Origin of the sequence: Arthrobacter gandavensis (genome assembly GCF_039528575.1) — a bacterium.
GTDB lineage: Bacteria > Actinomycetota > Actinomycetes > Actinomycetales > Micrococcaceae > Arthrobacter_B > Arthrobacter_B citreus_B.
In genome coordinates, this window is sequence record NZ_BAAALV010000003.1 from 32105 (window position 1) to 50912 (window position 18808).

General features: G+C 66.1%; 17 protein-coding genes and 1 tRNA gene. 13 read left to right on the forward strand and 5 right to left on the reverse strand.

The features are described from left to right. Window positions 1-60: 60 nt before the first annotated feature. Window positions 61-134, forward strand: a tRNA-Pro gene (locus ABFX29_RS10440). Window positions 135-425: 291 nt separating this feature from the next. Beyond that, a complete protein-coding gene (locus ABFX29_RS10445) occupies window positions 426-1175 on the forward strand; it encodes an SDR family oxidoreductase (protein WP_152229208.1) in 750 nt (249 codons plus the stop codon). Window positions 1176-1183: 8 nt separating this feature from the next. On the opposite strand, the gene ABFX29_RS10450 is transcribed toward ABFX29_RS10445, so the two are convergent. Next, window positions 1184-2332 carry an NAD(P)-binding domain-containing protein gene (locus ABFX29_RS10450; RefSeq protein WP_152229207.1) on the reverse strand — a complete coding sequence of 383 codons (1149 nt, stop codon included), beginning with the start codon at window positions 2330-2332 and terminating at the stop codon, window positions 1184-1186. 118 nt (window positions 2333-2450) lie between these two features. Between ABFX29_RS10450 and ABFX29_RS10455 the strand changes: the two genes are divergently transcribed. Then, a complete protein-coding gene (locus tag ABFX29_RS10455) occupies window positions 2451-3218 on the forward strand; it encodes a MerR family transcriptional regulator (RefSeq protein ID WP_152229206.1) in 768 nt (255 codons plus the stop codon). Between the two features lie 29 nt (window positions 3219-3247). Here ABFX29_RS10455 and ABFX29_RS10460 read toward each other — a convergent pair whose 3' ends face one another. Both ABFX29_RS10460 and bsh read right to left on the reverse strand, forming a co-directional pair. Continuing rightward, window positions 3248-3877, reverse strand: a complete 630-nt coding sequence (locus ABFX29_RS10460; protein WP_152229205.1) for a hypothetical protein — start codon at window positions 3875-3877, stop codon at window positions 3248-3250. A gap of 126 nt (window positions 3878-4003) precedes the next feature. After that, window positions 4004-4951: a choloylglycine hydrolase gene (gene bsh / locus ABFX29_RS10465; protein ID WP_152229204.1), complete on the reverse strand. Its 948-nt coding sequence runs from the start codon at window positions 4949-4951 to the stop codon at window positions 4004-4006. Between the two features lie 251 nt (window positions 4952-5202). Here bsh and ABFX29_RS10470 point away from each other — a divergent pair, with 251 nt between their 5' ends. After that, window positions 5203-5763 carry a small multidrug efflux protein gene (locus tag ABFX29_RS10470; protein ID WP_152229203.1) on the forward strand — a complete coding sequence of 187 codons (561 nt, stop codon included), beginning with the start codon at window positions 5203-5205 and terminating at the stop codon, window positions 5761-5763. On the opposite strand, the gene ABFX29_RS10475 is transcribed toward ABFX29_RS10470, so the two are convergent. Beyond that, entirely contained in the window at window positions 5760-6281 is a 522-nt protein-coding gene (locus ABFX29_RS10475) for an alpha/beta fold hydrolase (RefSeq protein ID WP_152229202.1), read from the reverse strand. The genes ABFX29_RS10470 and ABFX29_RS10475 overlap by 4 nt on opposite strands. A 203-nt stretch (window positions 6282-6484) precedes the next feature. Here ABFX29_RS10475 and ABFX29_RS10480 point away from each other — a divergent pair, with 203 nt between their 5' ends. The 8 genes from ABFX29_RS10480 to ABFX29_RS10515 all read left to right on the forward strand — a co-directional run bounded on the left by ABFX29_RS10480 (window position 6485) and on the right by ABFX29_RS10515 (window position 14206). Continuing rightward, window positions 6485-7249, forward strand: coding sequence for an SDR family NAD(P)-dependent oxidoreductase (locus ABFX29_RS10480; RefSeq protein ID WP_152229201.1), 765 nt, complete (start codon window positions 6485-6487; stop codon window positions 7247-7249). Between the two features lie 80 nt (window positions 7250-7329). Next, window positions 7330-8664 carry a ferredoxin reductase domain-containing protein gene (locus tag ABFX29_RS10485; RefSeq protein WP_152229200.1) on the forward strand — a complete coding sequence of 445 codons (1335 nt, stop codon included), beginning with the start codon at window positions 7330-7332 and terminating at the stop codon, window positions 8662-8664. 71 nt (window positions 8665-8735) lie between these two features. Beyond that, window positions 8736-9815 (forward strand): PQQ-dependent sugar dehydrogenase, encoded by a 1080-nt coding sequence (locus ABFX29_RS10490; protein WP_152229199.1) that lies wholly within the window; start codon window positions 8736-8738, stop codon window positions 9813-9815. A gap of 80 nt (window positions 9816-9895) precedes the next feature. Beyond that, window positions 9896-11383, forward strand: a complete 1488-nt coding sequence (locus ABFX29_RS10495) for an FAD-dependent monooxygenase (protein WP_152229198.1) — start codon at window positions 9896-9898, stop codon at window positions 11381-11383. Window positions 11384-11641: 258 nt separating this feature from the next. Continuing rightward, on the forward strand, window positions 11642-12112 hold the full coding sequence (locus tag ABFX29_RS10500; RefSeq protein ID WP_152229197.1) for an FHA domain-containing protein: 471 nt from the start codon (window positions 11642-11644) through the stop codon (window positions 12110-12112). Between the two features lie 12 nt (window positions 12113-12124). Continuing rightward, window positions 12125-12880: a transcriptional regulator FtsR gene (gene ftsR / locus ABFX29_RS10505; protein ID WP_152229196.1), complete on the forward strand. Its 756-nt coding sequence runs from the start codon at window positions 12125-12127 to the stop codon at window positions 12878-12880. A gap of 5 nt (window positions 12881-12885) precedes the next feature. Then, a complete protein-coding gene (locus ABFX29_RS10510; RefSeq protein WP_152229195.1) occupies window positions 12886-13383 on the forward strand; it encodes a bifunctional nuclease family protein in 498 nt (165 codons plus the stop codon). A gap of 232 nt (window positions 13384-13615) precedes the next feature. Continuing rightward, entirely contained in the window at window positions 13616-14206 is a 591-nt protein-coding gene (locus ABFX29_RS10515; protein WP_055241833.1) for a MerR family transcriptional regulator, read from the forward strand. Window positions 14207-14284: 78 nt separating this feature from the next. Here the strand turns inward: ABFX29_RS10515 and ABFX29_RS10520 are convergent, their stop codons facing one another. Beyond that, window positions 14285-15127, reverse strand: coding sequence for a ParA family protein (locus tag ABFX29_RS10520; RefSeq protein ID WP_152229194.1), 843 nt, complete (start codon window positions 15125-15127; stop codon window positions 14285-14287). 243 nt (window positions 15128-15370) lie between these two features. Here ABFX29_RS10520 and ABFX29_RS10525 point away from each other — a divergent pair, with 243 nt between their 5' ends. Further along, window positions 15371-18769, forward strand: coding sequence for a pyruvate carboxylase (locus ABFX29_RS10525; RefSeq protein ID WP_152229193.1), 3399 nt, complete (start codon window positions 15371-15373; stop codon window positions 18767-18769). Window positions 18770-18808 lie beyond the last annotated feature (39 nt).

Here is an 18808-nt window from a genome sequence, read left to right on the forward strand (position 1 = left end):
GATGTAGAGTATTTGAGTTGGTTCGGCCGGAAATAAACCGGAAGATACGGACCAGCGGAACGGGTTGTGGCGCAGCTTGGTAGCGCACTTGACTGGGGGTCAAGGGGTCGCAGGTTCAAATCCTGTCAACCCGACAGAAAACGGAAAACGCCTCGGCGGACAGTATGTCCGGCCGGGGCTTTTTTGTGCTCCAGGACGGCTGGCCTGCCCGCGGACCGTCGCCGGTGTGGCACGTGTGGCCACGCAAGATGACGGGAATCACAAGGCCTGGGAAACGCGGTCCAGCCCGCCCGGAATATACCCCCGGCGTGGCAGGCCCTGAGGCCAGAACGCCGTTCACCGCGCAGATCTTCAGGAAATCGGTGGCCCCGGCGTCCATTTAGTGGCTGTATGTAGCTATGGCCCCTCCTCGATCGGAGCACACAATGTCTGAGTCCAGCACCTCCCGTGTACCCCGCGTTGCCGTTGTCACCGGCGGATCAGGAGGAATGGGGCGGGCGATCGCAAAGCGTCTCTCAAATGACGGTTTCGCCCTGGCAGTGCATTATGCGGGGAACATCAACAAGGCCACGGAGGTCGTCAAGGAACTGAACGCCGCGGGCGGCCGGGCCATGGCCGTGGGCGGGGATGTGGCCGACGAGGTTGCCATGACCCGGCTCTTTGATGAGGTTGAGGCCGCGTTCGGCGGAATCGACGTCGTGATCAACACCGCCGGAGTCATGGTCCTTTCCACGGTGGTGGACCTGGACCTCGATGAGCTGGACCGGATGCACCGGACAAACATCCGGGGCAGCTTTGTGGTCTCCCAGCTCGCTGCGCAGCGGCTTCGGAGAGGCGGAGCGCTGGTGAACGTCTCGTCCAGCCAGACCCGCCTGCAGGATCCGACCTACGCGCCGTATGCTGCCAGCAAGGCTGCCGTGGAGGCCCTGACTCCGGTCCTGGCGCGGGAACTGCGGGGAAGGGACATCACGGTCAATGCGATTGCGCCCGGTCCCACGGCCACCCCGCTGTTCCTGGACGGCAAGGACCAGGAGGCCATCGACCGCATGGCGCAGCTTGCCCCGATGGAACGCCTGGGCACCCCCGAAGACATTGCCGAGGTGGCTGCCTTCCTGGCCGGACCTTCGCGCTGGATCAACGGACAGGTCATTTATCCCAACGGCGGACTCGCCTAGCAGCCACCTCAGGCCCGGGCTGGCGCAGCGTCAAACTGCTCCAGCAGGGTCCGGACAGCATCCCGCCCGGCACGGTTTGCGCCGACTGTCGACTGGGAGGGTCCGAATCCGATCAGGTGCACCCGCGGATCCGCAGCGGCCACGGTGCCGTGCACCTCGATCCCGCCGCGCTCGTTGCGCAGCCGGAGGGCGTCAAGATGGCCCAGCGAAGCCCTGAACCCGGTGGCCCACAGGATGGCATCCACACGGGTCAGCGACCCGTCAGCCTCCCGCACCCCATCGGGCTCGATGCCGGTGAACATCGGACGCCGCTGCAGCGCACCGCGTTCCTTCGCCGCCAGCGCATAGGGCGTCCACAGCAGGTCCGTATACGAGACCACGCTTCCGGTGGGATTTCCGGCCTCCACGTCGGCAGCCACCCGGGACACTACATCCTTCCCGGCCTCTGCACTGAACGGCCCGTTGCGGAAAACCGGTTCCCGCCGCGTGTACCAGAACACCTCCGCGACCCGGGAGATCTCTTCAAGCTGCTGGATGGCGGAAATTCCGCCGCCCACCACCGCTACCCGCTGGCCGGCGAACTCGTCCAGCGACGCGTAGTCCCGGGTGTGGAGCTGGCGCCCGGCGAAGCCCTCCCGTCCCGGATAGGCCGGCAGAGTCGGGTTGTCCCAGGTTCCGGTGGCGTTGATGAGCGCACGCGCGGCCCAGGTTCCGGCGTCGGTTTCGACAACGAGTTCGCCGTCGGGGTCGCCGTCCGCGGGATGCACCGAGGTGACCTTGACCGGGCGGAGGATCGGAAGCTGCATGCGGTCCTCGAATGCCGCGAAGTATTCAGGCACTGCTATCCGGGCAGGAGTCCCGGGCGCAGGAGGGTTCTGGCGGAAACCCGGGAGGTCGAAGATGCCGTTGACGGTCGCCATGGTCAGCGATTCCCAGCGGTGCAGCCAGGAGCCTCCGGGCGCCGTCCCGGCGTCGAGCACCACGAAGCTCCGCTCGGTGTACCCTCCGGCCAGGGCGCTTGTGAAACCGCGCCTGCTCAGGTGGTATCCGGCGGAAAGCCCGGCCTGGCCGGCACCGATGACGACGACGCCGGCCCGGCGGATGCGGCCGGGTCCGGCTTCGGACTGTCCCCGCGCAGGGAAGGGAACGGTGGGCATACGGGGTACTCCTTGGGTGCTGGGCTCACTGGGTAAATGCCTGACGGCAGGCAAACATTCCCCTGCAGGGCGGAGGGAGTGCTGTACACCGCGTTCCCGGGCGGGAAGGATTAGGCACATGTCCTGGAGTACACGTGAACTGGCCGACCTGGCGGGCACAACGGTGAACACCGTCCGCCACTATCACCGGCTGGGTATTCTCGAGGAGCCGGACCGCCGCTACAACGGCTACAAGCAGTACGAGGTGCGGCACCTGGTGAGCCTGTTGCGCATCCGCAGGCTCGCAGTCCTTGGCATTCCGCTGTCCCAGCTGCGCAGCGCCACGGACACGGCTCGGGGAACTCCCGAGGTGCTGCGGGAGGTAGACGCGGAGCTCCAGCAGCGTATTGAGGCCCTGAATCAGGCCCGGGCCCACATCGCAGCGATCATCGAACACCAGGCGCCGGCGGATGTGCCTGCGGGCTTTGAATCGGTTGCCTCCCGTCTGTCGGAGAGCGACCGTTCAATCGTCCACATCATGACCCGGTTCTACGATGATGAAGCTCTGGAAGACATCCGGGAGATGTCTGCGGATGAGAGCGACGACACGGGGCCGGACATCGAGAACCTGCCTGCCGACGCCGATGATCAGACCCGGCAGGCACTGGCCGAGAGGGTTGCCGAAATTATCGTGAAGCACCTCGTCAACTACCCCTGGCTAAGGAATCCTGCCGAGCACATGCCCAGGGGAAGCCAGATCGGCGTTGAGACTTTCGGGAATGCACTCACGGAGCTGTACAACGACGCACAGCTGGACGTGCTGTTCCGGGCCAACACGATCGCGGAGGAGACGATGAGCGCCATGGCGCTGGAGGGCAAGGAACGGATCACCCGCAGCCCTGATTGAACTCCCGGCGCCTGGGGCCCCGGACGCTGTCAGTCTCCGCCGCTGAACAGGCCGCCGTCGAGCAGCCAGTTATAGCGCAGCCGCAGCGCCCGCTCCGTGCTGGCGGCCGCACCCGCCAGCAAAAGCGATGTGTTCGCCCACGCGGGGAGGATGAACGGGCTGACGAAGGTGCCGAAATTCTCGGCGACCGGCGGGATTTCCGTGAGCGACTGCAGAAGCTGCGGCATACCGAGTGCAAGGCTTCCAAGGAGGACCAGTGCGGAGGCCACGCCGATGAGCCGGCTAAGCCCCGGCCGGGTCCGGTCCAGATGTGCACGCAGTCCTTCGGCGGAGGAAGCGTCGGGCACCAGCTGCTGCACGGCGCCGTCGTGGGTCACATAGTCAGCCTGCCGCAGCCCGTAGGTGCTCACTGCAATACGGATGGTCCCTTCCGAAAGGGGAAATGCGGCGGGAGGCTTCAGCCGTGCCAGGTGCTGGCCGTCACGGTAGAGATGCGCATACACCTCTCCGTCGGCGTCGCCGCCGTGCCGGACGTCCACTGACCATGTCTGGGGTACGCCGTCCGGGCCGTGAAGGCGCAGATGGAGGAGGGAGCGGGAAAACGCCTGCCACCACCGGAACGGCTGCAGTGCGGGGGTGCTGGCTGGTTTCAGTTCCATGTCCGGCCCTTTCAAACCGTGTCCGCCCCGGATGGGCGGCCCTGGTTCGAATCATGGAACACTGTGTTCCCGGAACAGGGTCAACCCCCTGTTCGGCCTGCGCTGCGGCTGCGTTCGCGCCGGATGCTAGACGACTACCAGGTCCTGTCCCGAGGGTTTGTGGTCGGCGAGCGCCGCACTCTGGACTGCCGGATCCTCGTAGGTGTTCCAGTAGTAGGTCATGGTCTTGGAAGAGAACAGCCCGGTGTAGATGGTCTTTTCAAAGTCTCCGTCGCCCATGGCCGCGCTGCCCTCCACCATGGCCACCTGCTGCAGCGTGTGGAATGCGCGGCTGACGTTGTCCGCTTCGTTCGTCTTCTGCGGATAGTGGGCATGCACGTAGGCTGCCCGCACAAAACGCGACGGCGAGTAGTAGTCCCCGGGAATCCCTCGCATCAGTGAGCCTGAGCCGAACGGCGTCAGATGTGCCTGGTTCAGCACTACTTCCTGAGGGAAGTCGGAAGACAGGTTGAGGTAGTTGCGCAGGTTCTCATGGTGCCAGGTGAATCCGGGCTGGTTGGCCAGGACATCTACGTCGTCGTGGAAGACCTGCATACCGTCACTTGTGTACTCGACGACGATGGACCGGCTGGCGTCTCCGATGATCCAGTGCAGCAGCGAACTTGGGTACTTGTCATTGATGGGCCGGTCCACGATGGCGACGTTGCCCAGTGCTGCCTCGACCTCGTCCACAGTGGCGAACTGGGCCGCCACCCAGAGCGGGAACTCAAACGCGGCCACATTGACCGCACCGGTCACCTGGTCCGGAGCATAGTTCGCGTATCCGGGGAAGTTCAGTCCGGCAACTGCCAGGCCGGCGTCGTTGCCGCAGTCGAAGTAGAGCGGGGTGTCCTCCTCCACAATCCCCATGCCGATAACGGCGTGCTTGATTTCCTGCACTGCGCCAAACGGTGACTTTGGCGTGTACCCGGTGGGGGTGACCACCACCCGTTCGCCGTAGCCAAATGTCCAATCCAGGTTTCGCGCGAGATATACGTTGCCGCTGCCGTCCGTGTACCTGATGCCTGTGCACATGCTGAAGCTCCCTGTTCCTGGTCAGTCCTGAGCTGCCCCGCGGTCTTCAGGTTAGGCCTGGTATGCCGGTCCGCGGCAGGGCCCACGGCCAAACGGTAAGCCGCATCCAGGGATCAGCTGGCGCCGCTGTGGGCGGACGGCCGGCCGCAGGCCGATTTCAGGGGGGGGTTGACCCTGTTCCGGGAACACAGTTTCTACTGCTTCCACTACCGAGGGACAGGCCCTCGTTGAGGAGACTAGGAATCAGTTCGATGAACCCCACCCAGGAACTCGTCCACAACTTTCAGGAACTTCTAGGCCAGGTGCCTGAGTTCCTCCAGCCGTTCATCCTGATGCTCGCCGCCGCTGTTCCTTTTCTGGAAGGCGAAGCCGGTGCACTGATCGGCGTCGTCGGCGGATTAAACCCTGTCCTTGCGGCTGTTGCGGCCGCCCTCGGCAACTTCGCCAGCGTGGCACTGGTAGTTCTCATTACCTCCCGTGCCCGGACCGCCGTCACCACCCGGGTGGATGCCCGGGCGGAGGCCGCAGCGGCCGCAGCGGGCGGCACCGCGATGCTGGTCGCTGCCCGTGCTGCCAAGCCGGAGTCAAAGGGGCGCCTCCGCTTCAAGCGCTGGCTGCTCCGCTTCGGTGTTCCGGGGGCAAGCATCCTCGGCCCGCTGGCCATCCCCACCCAGTTCACGGCGTCGATCCTCGTGGCTGGCGGTACCTCCCGCCGGTGGGTGCTCCTGTGGCAGGGCGTGGCGATCATTATCTGGACCACAATCTCGACGGTTCTCATCTGGAGCGCCCTCACGTTCGTCGTTGGGGTCTAGGAGCCCAGGGCGGCCACATCCCCGGCCACTGCGTCCATTCGGTCCGCGAACTGGTGTCCGCCGGTGTCATGGCGGCGGATCACCGCGCCGGGAAGCAGCGCCTCGAAGCGGTCAAGGTGTTCAAAGGGCACCGTGCCGTCGTCGCGGCAGTGGTGCAGGAAAACCGGCAGGTCCGGAGGGAGGGCGAAGCCCGGCGGCAGGGCATACTCGCCCTGCCAGCCCTCCGAGCCCCAGAACGGCGTGGCCAGCAGCACCATCCCCCGGGGCAGCGGTTCCGGGGGAGAGGCTGCGAGGCGCAGCAGGGCCATGGAAGCTCCGAAGGAGTGCCCCACGATGACAGTCTCCGTCCCCAGCGGCTCCAGGGCAGTATCAATGCCGCCAAGCCAGGCCGCCGCAGTCATCTCATCGTTCGAAAAGCGGGGCATCGCCACCGGTACCCTCAGCCGGGAACGCAGTTCCCCGGCGATCGGCTGATCATCGGTCCATCCGCCCGCTCCGTGCAGAAACAGAACCTCCACGGCATTCCACCTGCTTCCTGTTGGTCTCCTTCCACTGTCCCGCAGCCGCCGGCCCGCCAACAGGTGCCAGCCAAAGTGCCCGTGTTTGGCTGCGTGCCGTCGAACCCGTGCGGCTCCTGCTGACGGGAGGAACCGGCGCTGCTAGCGTTCAGTAACCGGCCGGAGAACTCCGGCGATTCGCCCTGCACGGACAGGAGTCCGGAATGCCGGCAGACCAGCTGAACGTCATTATCCACGGGGCCGGGGGAGCGATCGGCGGTGCCGTGGCAGAGGAGTTCGCCCGCCTCGGAGCGCGGCTGTTCCTCGCCGGCCATGGTGAGGCCTCCGTAAACGCCACGGCGGAGAAGGTCCGGGCACTGGGCGGCGGAGCGCATTCCAGCCGGGTGGACGCGTACAGCCGGGCCGAAGTGGACGCCCACACCAACGCGGTGGCAGACCTCTCGGGACGGATCGACGTTATGTTCAACGCGGTGGAGGTTCCCCGGGTGCAGGGCGTTCCACTGCTGGAGATGGACGCGGACGACGTCGTTGCCCCCGCCGCCGCGTGGCTGCGCACCCAGTTCCTCACCGCGCGGGCTGCCGCCGGCTATATGGTGCCGCAGGGCAGCGGGACCATCCTGATGCTCTCGGCCTCGCCGGCCCGGCTGGCCCTTGCCGGCGTCGGCGGTTTTGCCGCAGCCTGCGCCGCAGTCGAAGCACTGACCCGCACCTTCGCTGCGGAGACCGGAGCAGCAGGCGTCCGGACGGTATGCCTGCGCCCGCACCGGATCCGGGAGACAATCGGCATCACCCCGGACCTGCCGATGGAGCTGGGGGAGTTCACCCGTTTCCTGGAATCCCTGACTACCAGCGGCACCCTGCCCACACTCGGAGAAGTTGCCCGGGCAGCTGTCTTCGCGGCTACCGGCGGGGCTGCCAGCATGAACGGGACGGTGCTGAACCTTACCGGTGGCATGAGTCCGGACTAACGGCACCACCAGAACTGCCGGCTGTGCCGAGACCGGCGTCACAATTCTCCAATGTGGACGGTATCCAGCATTGTGGAGAGGTGACGAATACAAACCTGATTTCCGCGGGCGGCACGGATGCCGTGGAACCCGCTCCCCGGCGCCGTGCGCGCGTCCGAACCTACGTGGCGCTTTTCGCCGGCGTGCTCATTGCCAATGCGGCGCTCTTCGGCTGGGGACTCGCGGAGGGGTGGTGGCATCCACACGCCTCCAGCCTGCAGGTCATCGCCGCTATCTCGCAGATCAACATCCTGTTCTCCATCCTGCCGCGCCAGCACTGGATGGTGAACCTGCTGTCCTTCCTGGCCACTAGGGCGCCCACCTCCTGGCCGCTCCGGCTGCGCTGGCGGCTGGCCCAGTACTACCACGTGGGTGGCCTGCACGTGGGCGGTGCGATTGCGGGAACGCTCTGGTATGTGGTCTACGCCGCCGAGCTGGCGCCCGCCTGGGCGGACGGGGAAGCAGGGTACGACGACGCTTCCCTGGCCATCGCGATAACGGTCGCCCTGGTTCTCCTCACCATCTGTGCGCTCGCCGCGCCCGGGTTCCGCACCCGCCACCACGATGTTTTTGAAGCGTCCCACCGGTTCGGTACTTGGACGGTTTTGATCCTGGGCTGGGCAAACACGCTGATCCTGGCCCAGCTGCAGACCCCCGAACGCAGCTTTGGGGAGGCGCTGCTCGTGTCCCCGATTTTCTGGATGCTGGTGGTTTCCACGGGACTGGCGGTCTGGCCCTGGCTGCTGCTGCGAAAGGTCCCGATCACCACGGAACGCCCGTCGAACCACACCATCATCGTCCGGCTGAACCACGGGTATGTTCCGCCCGTAGGCACCACCCGGGCGATCAGCCGCCATCCCCTGCTGGGCTGGCATCCCTTCGCCTGCATCCCTGCCGCGCCGGGGGAAGGCGGATACCGGATGGTCATTTCACGGGCCGGCGGCTGGACCAGCGAGTTCATTGAGAATCCGCCGGCCCACGTCTGGGTCCGCGGCATACCGACAGTCGGCGTCGCAAACGCCAAACGGCTCTTCAACCGGGTGCTTTACATCGCCACCGGAAGCGGCATTGGTCCGGCCCTTGGCCACCTGCTTACCGATACCCAGGGCGCCCGGCTGGTCTGGGTCACCAAGACTCCGCGTGCCACGTACGGTGACAGCCTGGTCAGCGAGGTCGAGACAGCACAGCCGGAAGCAGTCATCTGGAACACCAGCGAACAGGGCAAGCCGGACGTCTTTGAACTCTCCTACGAAACCTTCGTAGCCTCAGGGGCCGACGCCGTCATCATCGTTTCAAACAAAGCCGTCACGGGGCGGGTGGTCAGCGAATTCGAACGCCGCGGCATTCCTGCCTTTGGACCCATCTGGGATTCCTGACCCAAACAGGCGTGGAGGCCCCCGGAACGAGCTGGTAGTTTCGGCTCACACAATCCGAGGAGCGCAGAATCATGGGCACAGCGCAGCACACGTTCCGAAGCAGAGCTCTTTCGGCCGCCGCGGCGGCGCTGGCCCTCACCGCCTGCAGTACCGGAAACGTCCAGGAACCGCAGGTGCCCGGCCCGGGTGTGTCCACAGCCCAGCTCTCCGAACCGGAGACCATCAGCACCGGCCTCCAGGCCCCTTGGTCCATCGCGTTCCTGGGCAGCACCCCGCTGGTCAGTGAGCGGGACTCGGGCCGGATCCTGGAATTGGACCGTGCCGGGAACCAGCGGGTGGTGGGCGTGGTCAACGCGCAGGGACGCGGCGAAGGCGGACTGCTGGGGATAGCCGTGCAGGACGGCTATCTCTACAGCTACTCCACCGCGGGGGACGAGAACCGGATCGAACGCCGCGAACTGCGCGGATTGCCCGGGGACCTTGCCATGGGTGAGGCGCAGCCGGTGCTCTCCGGCATTCCGGCCGGCCCGGTGCACAACGGCGGCCGCCTCGCTTTCGGACCAGACGGGATGCTGTACGCCACAGCCGGCGACGCCGGTAACCGGGACAGCGCCCAGGACACCGGATCGCTCGCCGGCAAGATCCTGCGGCTGATGCCCGACGGCGGTGTTCCCCCGGACAATCCGTTTCCCGGGTCCGCGGTGTACAGCTACGGCCACCGCAACCCGCAGGGCATTGCGTGGAACGGAGCGGGAACGCTGTATGCCACCGAATTCGGCCAGGACACCTGGGACGAGCTCAACGTGATCGAACCGGGCGGCAACTACGGGTGGCCCGACGCCGAAGGCACCGCCGGCCGGGAGGGCTTCATCGATCCCGTGCAGCAGTGGGAACCGGGTGAGGCAAGCCCCAGCGGTATTGCGGTGCTGGGCAACTCCCTGTTCATCGCCAACCTGCGCGGGGAACGCGTGCGGGAGGTTCCGCTGGACGAGCCGGGCAGCGCCGTCGAACACTCAGCAGGCCAGGGCCGGCTCCGGGACGCGTTCGCGGCCCCGGACGGCAGCCTCTGGGTCCTGACAAGCAATACGGACGGGAGGGGTACCCCGGGAGCGTATGACGACCGCATCCTGCGCCTGCAGCTGCTGCCCTGAACTGATGCCCTCAACATTTCCCCGGCGCCGACGTACGCTTCCTTGAGAACACACCCGCAGAGCATTCGAGGGGGATATCCGTGCCCGAAGTAATCGTTGCCGGCGCCGGACCTACGGGAATTTTCCTGGCCAGTGAACTGCGCCTGCACGGCGTGGACGTGGTGGTTCTGGACAAGGAACCCGAGCCAAACACCGTCATCCGCGCACTGGGCCTGCACTCCCGCAGCATCGAGATCATGGACCAGCGCGGACTCGGGGAGCATTTCGCTGCTGCCGGCACCCGGTATCCCCTGGACGGGTTCTTCGCGGGAATCCTCCGGCCCGCACCGGAACTGGACACAACCCATCCCTACGTACTTGGGATTCCGCAGACGGAGACCGAGACGCTGCTGACCCGGCGCGCACTCGAACTTGGCGTGGATATCCGCCGCGGCAGCGAGCTCACCGGCCTGGTTCAGGACGGCGCCGGTGTTTCGGCAGTGCTCGCGGACGGCAGCGAACTCCGGGCCCGCTACCTGGTAGGTTGCGACGGCGGCCGCAGCACAGTCCGGTCCCTGGCCGGCATTGGGTTTCCGGGCGAGCCGAGCCGGCGGGAATTCCTGCTGGGCGAAGTTGAGCTGTCCGCCGCCCCGGAAGAAGTGGCTGCAGTGTCAGCCCGCGTCCGCGAAACCCACCGAGACTTCGGGGTGGGGCCGGTGGGCGGGGGAGCATACCGGGTGGTGGTTCCGGCGCACGGGGTCGCCGAGGACCGTGCCGTTCCCCCGGACTTGCAGGATCTGAAGCAGCAGCTGCGCGCCTATGCCGGCACGGACTTCGGAGCCCGCTCACCACGCTGGATTTCCCGTTTTGGAGACGCCACCCGGCTGGCCGAAGCGTACCGGGCCGGCAGGGTGTTCCTGGCCGGGGACGCGGCACACGTACATCCGCCCTTCGGAGGCCAGGGACTCAACCTTGGCCTGCAGGATGCCCTGAACCTGGGTTGGAAGCTTGCCGCGGCGGTGAACGGATGGGCACCGGATGCACTGCTGGACACCTACTTCACGGAACGGCATCCCGTGGCAGCCGACGTCCTCAACATCACCCGCGCCCAGTCCGAGCTGGTTTCAACCGAGCCCGGGCCGCAGGCGGTGCGAAAGCTGCTTACTGAACTCATGGAGTTCGACGACGTGAACCGGCACGTGATTGGCAAGATCACGGCCCTTGACGTCCGGTACGACTTTGGGCCTGCTCCGGACCTGGTCGGCCGCCGGCAGCGGGATATCAGGCTGGGCAGGGGCACGCTGTATGAACGAATGCGCACCGGGCGCGGAGTGCTGCTGGACCGGACGGGGGAGCTGTTCCTCGAAGGCTGGGAAGACCGGGTAGACGCGATCGTTGAACCTGAATCCGATCCGCAGACACCCTCGCTGCTGCTGCGGCCGGACGGTCACATCGTATGGCTGGAGGGCGAACCGGACGACGACGGCGGAATCTCCGCGGCAAGCCAGGCGGACCTGGTCGATGCGCTGGAAACCTGGTTTGGCCCTGCAAGCCTGCCGAGCATGGTGCAGCTGGCCGGTTTGGGTTGAATGGCCGGACGCACTGGGCTTCCCACGTTCAAGCCTCGCAGGGAGTGCCCGCTGCGGGGAATCGAAAGTCTGCCCATGTCAGTGCAGTAATATCGGCCCCGCAGACGCTCAGTACCGCTTCGGGAGAATGCCCTGTGCCGCAGATGCGCCATAACAGGTAGGCTAAGACAGCCGGTAAGGCACGAACGGTAAGTGAGTGTAAATATGGCCAGTCGCCGCATTGGCGGGTTGGCCGGTTCTTTTTGGGGAGGAAACACCATGGCGGGCGAGGAATACAACGCCGCACGAGCGGATGATCAGCGTGGCTTCAGTGCGGAGGACACGACGTCGATCAGCCTTCCGCCTATCTCCGACGCCGCGTCGATCGAACCGAAGCTCAGCGCGGACGAGCGCGCTGCGGTAGCGGCGCTGCCGGCCGGCTCCGCACTGCTCATTGCACACTCAGGACCCAATGCCGGTGCACGGTTCCTGCTGGACCAGGACGTCACGACGGCAGGGCGCCACCCCAACGCGGACGTGTTCCTGGACGACGTGACGGTTTCCCGCAAGCATGTTGAGTTCCGCCGGACCCCGGAGGGCTTCCGGGTAGTGGACTCGATGAGCCTGAACGGCACGTACGTCAACAACGACCGCGTTGACAACCTGCTGCTGCGCACCGGAAATGAAGTGCAGATTGGCAAGTTCCGGCTCACCTTCTACGCTGCCCGCCCGGCTGCCGGCACGGCCTAAAGGCGGACGCGGATGCCAGGACCGGAGGCGGCGCGGCGGGCTATCGGCTCTGCCGCGGAGCGCGCGCGCCCGCGTGTACTCAACATCGGCCAGGTCCTCGCGGACCTGAGCGCCGAGTTCCCCGGCATCAGCGCCTCGAAAATCCGGTTCCTGGAAGAAAAAGGGCTGGTCGCACCGCAGCGCACAGCGGCCGGCTACCGGAAGTACAGCTCCCAGGACGTAGAGCGGCTCCGCTTTGTCCTCGCTTTGCAGCGGGACCAGTACCTGCCGCTGAAGGTCATCAAGGACTACCTTGACGCCGTGGACAGGGGCGAACGCCCCGAATCCCTTCCCGGGGGCATCACCCTGGCTCCGCGTGCCGTCTCGGACCAGCTGGCCGGCGAGCTGGCAGCCCGCACCCGGGCGCGGCTGCTCTCCTTCAACGAACTGGTAGCGGAGTCCGGCGCCTCCGCCGAACTGGTCCGCAGCCTCATCAGCTTCGGTCTTATCAGCGGAGAAGCCCAGCAGTATGATGAACACGCCCTGAAGGTCGCCAAGGCGTGCCGCCAGCTCGAAGCCCACGGCATTGAACCACGGCACCTGCGGCCGTTCCGGGCGGCAGCGGACCGCGAAGTCGGATTGGTGGAACGGGCCATTGCACCCGTTGCCTCACGGCGGGATGTTGCCTCGCAGGCGCGGGCCGCCGAGACGGCCCGGGAAATCAGCGACCTCTGCCTGAGCCTGCACAGTGCCCTGGTCCACGGACAAATAGCCCGGATGGAGAGCTGAAGCTGATGCAGGAAGTCGAAGTGGTGGGCGTTCGGATCGAACTCCCGTCCAACCAGCCCCTGGTCCTGCTCAAGGAAACGGAGGGGGAGCGGCACCTGCCCATTTGGATCGGTGCCCCCGAGGCCAGCGCCATCGCCTTCGTGCAGCAGGGGATTGTTCCTCCGCGTCCCATGACCCATGACCTGCTGGCTGCCGTGATCAAGGCGCTGGGCCGCCGTGTCACCGAAGTCCGCCTGGTCTCCGTGGAGGACACGGTGTTCCACGCTGAGCTGGTGTTCGATGACGGCACCCGGGTGGGGTCCCGCGCCTCCGACGCGATCGCCGTCGCACTGCGCGTTCCGTGCCCCATCATGTGTGCCGAAACCGTCCTTGAAGAGGCGGGCGTGCGCATTACCGAGTCCGATGCAGAGGACGACGAGGATGAAGCAGAGAACGCCGAGCAGGAGCTGCGGCAGTTCCGCGAGTTCCTCGCCGACGTCGAACCCGAGGACTTTGAGCGCTGACGGATTCGACACGCTCCAAAAAATACCCGCCGCATCTTTGACCTTGCCCGCGCACGGATCTAACGTCGAAGCATAGAGTTCCCATTGCGCCAATGGGTTACCGGAGACACACTAGTGAGACCGTCGGCATCAGTGCCGGCAGGAACCAGGTCCAGCAGGACACTCACGGACCGTCTCCGCTTCAGTAACCGAGCGGCTACAGACTTTGCGGGGACCATTACTAGGAGGAACAGTGAGTCCGAAAGGCGATGCCGGCGAACACCGCGCCGTAGCACCCGGAAAGGTTCTGCCGGCAAGTGCCCAGGGACTGCTGTTCACCGAAGACCTGCCGGTTCTCGATGAAGACGCCGGCTACCGCGGTCCCACCGCCTGCAAGGCAGCGGGAATCACCTACCGCCAGCTCGACTACTGGGCACGCACCGGACTGGTGGAGCCCGCAGTGCGCGGAGCCTCCGGATCCGGGACACAGCGCCTCTACAGCTTCCGCGACATCCTCGTCCTGAAGGTCGTCAAGCGGCTGCTCGACACCGGGGTGTCCCTGCAGCAGATCCGTACCGCCGTCGAACATCTGCGCGAACGCGGCGTTGAGGATCTCGCCCAGATCACGTTGATGAGTGACGGCGCCAGCGTCTATGAGTGCACTTCCGCCGACGAGGTCATTGACCTGGTTCAGGGCGGACAGGGCGTCTTCGGCATCGCAGTCGGGCGGGTTTGGCGCGAAGTCGAAGGCAGCCTGGCGCAGCTTCCCAGTGAACATGCCGACGATCATTCCTACCCGGAAGACGAACTCAGCCGCCGCCGGGCAGCACGCAAAATCAGCTAGTTACCAGTCTTTACGCGAAAGGCCGCTACCCAGAGGGGGAGCGGCCTTTCGCGCTGTCCTGCGCTGTCCGGGAAGGGACTAGCCTGCAGGGCGGCGCATTACGCGGTTGCGCATGCTCCCGGTCTGCACCAGGTTCTTGAGCAGCGCGTCGAAGGAAGCTGCAGCCTGCTTGGCGGAATCGCCGGGCCAGTGGTGGACCGAGTGGGCGGCGCCCTGGATCTGCTGCCAGTTGGCGTGCTCGGCGATGTTCGGTTCCATCAGCAGGTCACCGAACATCTGCTTCATCTCCGCGAGCCGGAACGTGTGTTCGTTGGACGTGGGGCGCACGCGGTTGGCCACGATCCCCGCGGGGGCGAGGTTCGGCGCGAATTCCTGGCGGAACAGGTCCAGGGCACGCATGGTCCGCTCGGTGCCGGCGACGGAGAAGAGTCCGGGCTCGGCGACCAGCAGGACGCGGTTGCTGGCGCTCCACGCCATGCGGGTCAGGCCGTTCAGGGACGGCGGGCAGTCGATCAACACCAAGCCGTAGCCGCTGACCTTGCCCAGGAGGGTAGAGAGCCGGCGCAGGTCCCGTTTGCCGAGATCCGGCCGGTCGTAGATACCGGAGTAGGCCGAGCCCATGGCCACGTCGAGCACGGGGCGGCGTTTGGGATCGCTGCCGGGCTGTTTGCGTGCGGTCTCCACCCAGCCGCTGGGCACCACGTTGGCGGCGAGGTCCGCGCGGCGGGCGCTTCGGAGCATGTCCCCGATGCCCAGGTTGTCCCCGGGGGATACCGCCAGACCCGTGGTGGCGTCGGCATGCGGGTCAAGGTCCACTACGAGGGTAGGGATGCCGGCGGCCAGGGCTGCTGAGGCCAAACCCAGCGTTACGGAAGTCTTGCCGACGCCGCCCTTCAGGCTGCTGATGCTCACTACTTGCACTTGTTGAACCAAAACCTAACGTGTCGAGGGATCACGGGCGCCGGGTCCGTGCCAGGGAACCGTAATCATTCTATGTGACGCAACCCGACAGGCCGGGCAGGCGCGGGTTTGCACATCTGAGCCGTGCACTGAACTATGTTCGGTGTGATGTGAATTACCCGCTTGCCGTATGTTCGGGCCGTGCAGAGACTGAAGACGTAGCCAAACGGTCCGTTCCACCCGACGCAACGACGCAGGAGTGCAATGTTCTCGAAGATCCTGGTAGCCAACCGCGGCGAAATTGCCATCCGTGCGTTCCGTGCGGCCTATGAACTTGGGGCCAAGACCGTCGCCGTTTTTCCGCATGAGGACCGCAATTCAATCCACCGCCAGAAGGCTGACGAGGCCTATCTGATCGGCAGCGAGGGGCATCCCGTCCGGGCCTACCTCGACGTGGACGAGATCATCAGGGTCGCCAGGGAATCGGGCTGCGACGCGATTTACCCGGGCTACGGCTTCCTGTCCGAAAACCCGCAGCTGGCTCGTGCCGCCAAGGCCGCCGGCATCACCTTCATCGGCCCGGATGCGGACGTCCTGGAACTGGCCGGACACAAAGTCCACGCCATCAACGCTGCCCGCGAGGCCGGAATTCCGGTGCTGCGCTCAACCGCTCCCAGCGCTGACGCCGAAGAGCTCCTGGCAGAGGCGGAAGAGATCGGGTTCCCCATCTTCGTCAAGGCCGTTGCCGGCGGCGGCGGGCGCGGCATGCGGCGGGTGGACACCGCCCATGACCTGCCCGAAGCGCTGAAAGCCGCCATGCGGGAAGCTGACACGGCATTCGGAGACCCCACGGTCTTCCTGGAGCAGGCCGTGCTGCGTCCCCGCCACATCGAAGTACAGATCCTGGCGGACAACGACGGCAACGTGATCCACCTCTTCGAGCGTGACTGTTCCCTCCAGCGCCGTCACCAGAAGGTCATCGAGATTGCACCCGCGCCGAACCTGGACGAAGAGATCCGCCAGGCGCTGTACCGGGACGCCGTCGCCTTCGCGAAATCCCTGAAGTACGTCAACGCCGGAACCGTTGAATTCCTGGTGGACACCATTGGCGAGCGGGCAGGACAGCACGTCTTCATCGAGATGAACCCGCGCATCCAGGTGGAGCACACGGTGACCGAAGAAATCACCGACGTTGACCTGGTGCAGTCCCAGATGCGCATTGCTGCCGGCGAGAACCTCGCTGACCTGGGACTGGTGCAGGAGGACCTGCAGATCCGCGGAGCGGCACTGCAATGCCGAATCACCACCGAGGACCCGGCCAACGGCTTCCGCCCGGACGTAGGCAAGATCAGTGCCTACCGGTCCGCCGGCGGAGCAGGCGTTCGGCTGGACGGCGGCACGGTGTATGCCGGCGCGGACATCAGTCCGCACTTCGACTCAATGCTGGTGAAGCTCACCTGCCGCGGACGCAACTACCCTGCGGCCGTCAACCGGGCCCGGCGCGCGCTGGCAGAATTCCGTATCCGCGGTGTCTCCAGCAACATCTCATTCCTGCAGGCGGTGCTGGAGGATCCGGATTTCGTGGCCGGCGATGTTGCCACCTCCTTCATCGAAGAACGGCCGGAACTGCTCAATGCGCGCGGTCCCGCTGACCGTGGCACCAAGCTGCTGAGCTGGCTCGCCGACGTCACCGTCCACAAACCCAACGGCGAACTGCCCGCACAGATCGATCCGCGCGAAAAACTGCCCACGGACCTTCCCGAACCCAAACCGGGATCCCGCCAGCGGCTGCTGGAACTTGGCCCGGAGAAGTTTGCCGCGGCGCTGCGCGCCCAGCAGGCGCTGGCTGTCACCGACACCACCTTCCGCGACGCACACCAGTCCCTGCTTGCCACACGGGTCCGCACCCGCGACCTGGCAGGTGCTGCCCCCGCGGTGGCAGCACTGACACCCGAGCTGCTGTCCGTCGAGGCCTGGGGCGGTGCCACCTACGACGTCTCCCTCCGCTTCCTGGGCGAGGACCCGTGGGAGCGCCTGGACACGCTCCGCCAGGCCCTGCCCAACATCTGCATTCAGATGCTGCTGCGCGGCCGGAACACTGTTGGATACACGCCGTACCCCACCGAGGTCACCGATGCCTTCGTGGAAGAGGCCGCAGCCGCCGGCGTCGACATCTTCCGAATCTTCGACGCCCTGAACGACGTCTCCCAGATGGCGCCGGCCATCGAAGCCGTCCGCCGGACCGGAACTGCCGTCGCCGAGGTGGCGCTCTGCTACACCGCGGACATGCTTGATCCCCAGGAAAAGCTCTACACCCTGGACTACTACCTGGATCTGGCCCAGCAGATGGTCGACGCCGGTGCCCACATCCTGGCTATCAAGGACATGGCAGGCCTGCTGCGTCCCGCGGCTGCCGCGAAGCTGGTCGCGGCCCTGCGGGAACGGTTCGACCTGCCGGTGCACCTGCACACCCATGACACAGCCGGCGGCCAGCTCGCCACACTGCTGGCCGCAGCCGAAGCCGGAGTCGACGCCGTGGACGTTGCCAGTGCGTCACTGGCCGGCACCACCAGTCAGCCCTCAGCATCCTCGCTGGTGGCTGCCCTGGCGCACACCGAGCGGGATACGGGCCTGGACCTGGCCGCCGTGAGCTCGCTGGAACCCTACTGGGAAGCCGTGCGCCGGGTCTATGCGCCGTTCGAATCCGGCCTGGCCGGTCCCACCGGGCGCGTCTACCGCCACGAGATTCCGGGAGGGCAGCTCTCCAACCTCCGCCAGCAGGCCATTGCCCTGGGCCTGGGGGAGCGCTTCGAGGCAATCGAGGACATGTACACGGCGGCTGACCGTATCCTGGGGCGGCTGGTCAAGGTCACTCCGTCCTCCAAGGTGGTCGGTGACCTCGCCCTGCAGCTGGTGGGAAGCAACGTCTCCCCGGAGGACTTCGAAGAGAACCCGCAGAATTACGACATCCCGGATTCCGTGATCGGCTTCCTCAGCGGTGAGCTTGGAGATCCGCCCGGAGGCTGGCCGGAGCCCTTCCGCACCAAGGCACTGCAGGGCCGTAAGCCCAAGCCCCGGCACGTGGACCTGACCGAGGTGGACCAGCAGGGACTGAACGGGAACTCCGCCACTCGGCGCGAGACGCTTAACCGGCTGCTCTTTGCCGGTCCGGCACGCGAGTTCGCCACCGTCCGGGAAACCTACGGCGACGTCTCCGTCCTGGACACCCGCGACTACCTGTTCGGGCTGCGTCCCGGAGTTGAGCACGTGGTGGAGCTTGAGAAAGGCGTGCGCCTCATCGCCACCCTGGAAGCGGTGTCCGAACCCGACGAAAAGGGCATGCGCACCGTCATGACCACCCTGAACGGCCAGATGCGCCCGGTAATGGTCCGCGACCGCAGCGTCACCACGGACGCGAAGGCAGCCGAGCGGGCCGACCCCGCCCAGCCAGGCCACGTAGCCGCACCGTTTGCCGGGGCAGTGACCGTGACAGTGGAGGAGGGCGCACAGGTTGGTGCCGGCGAGACGGTTGCAACGATCGAGGCCATGAAGATGGAGGCATCCATCACGGCGCCCGTGGCCGGTACAGTCAAGCGCCTCGCCGTCAGTGGTGTGCAGCAGGTGGACGGCGGCGACCTGCTGGTGGTCATAGAGCAGGGTTAAGGCAGCAGAGAACACGCCGGGAAGCCGGAGCCGGCGCCG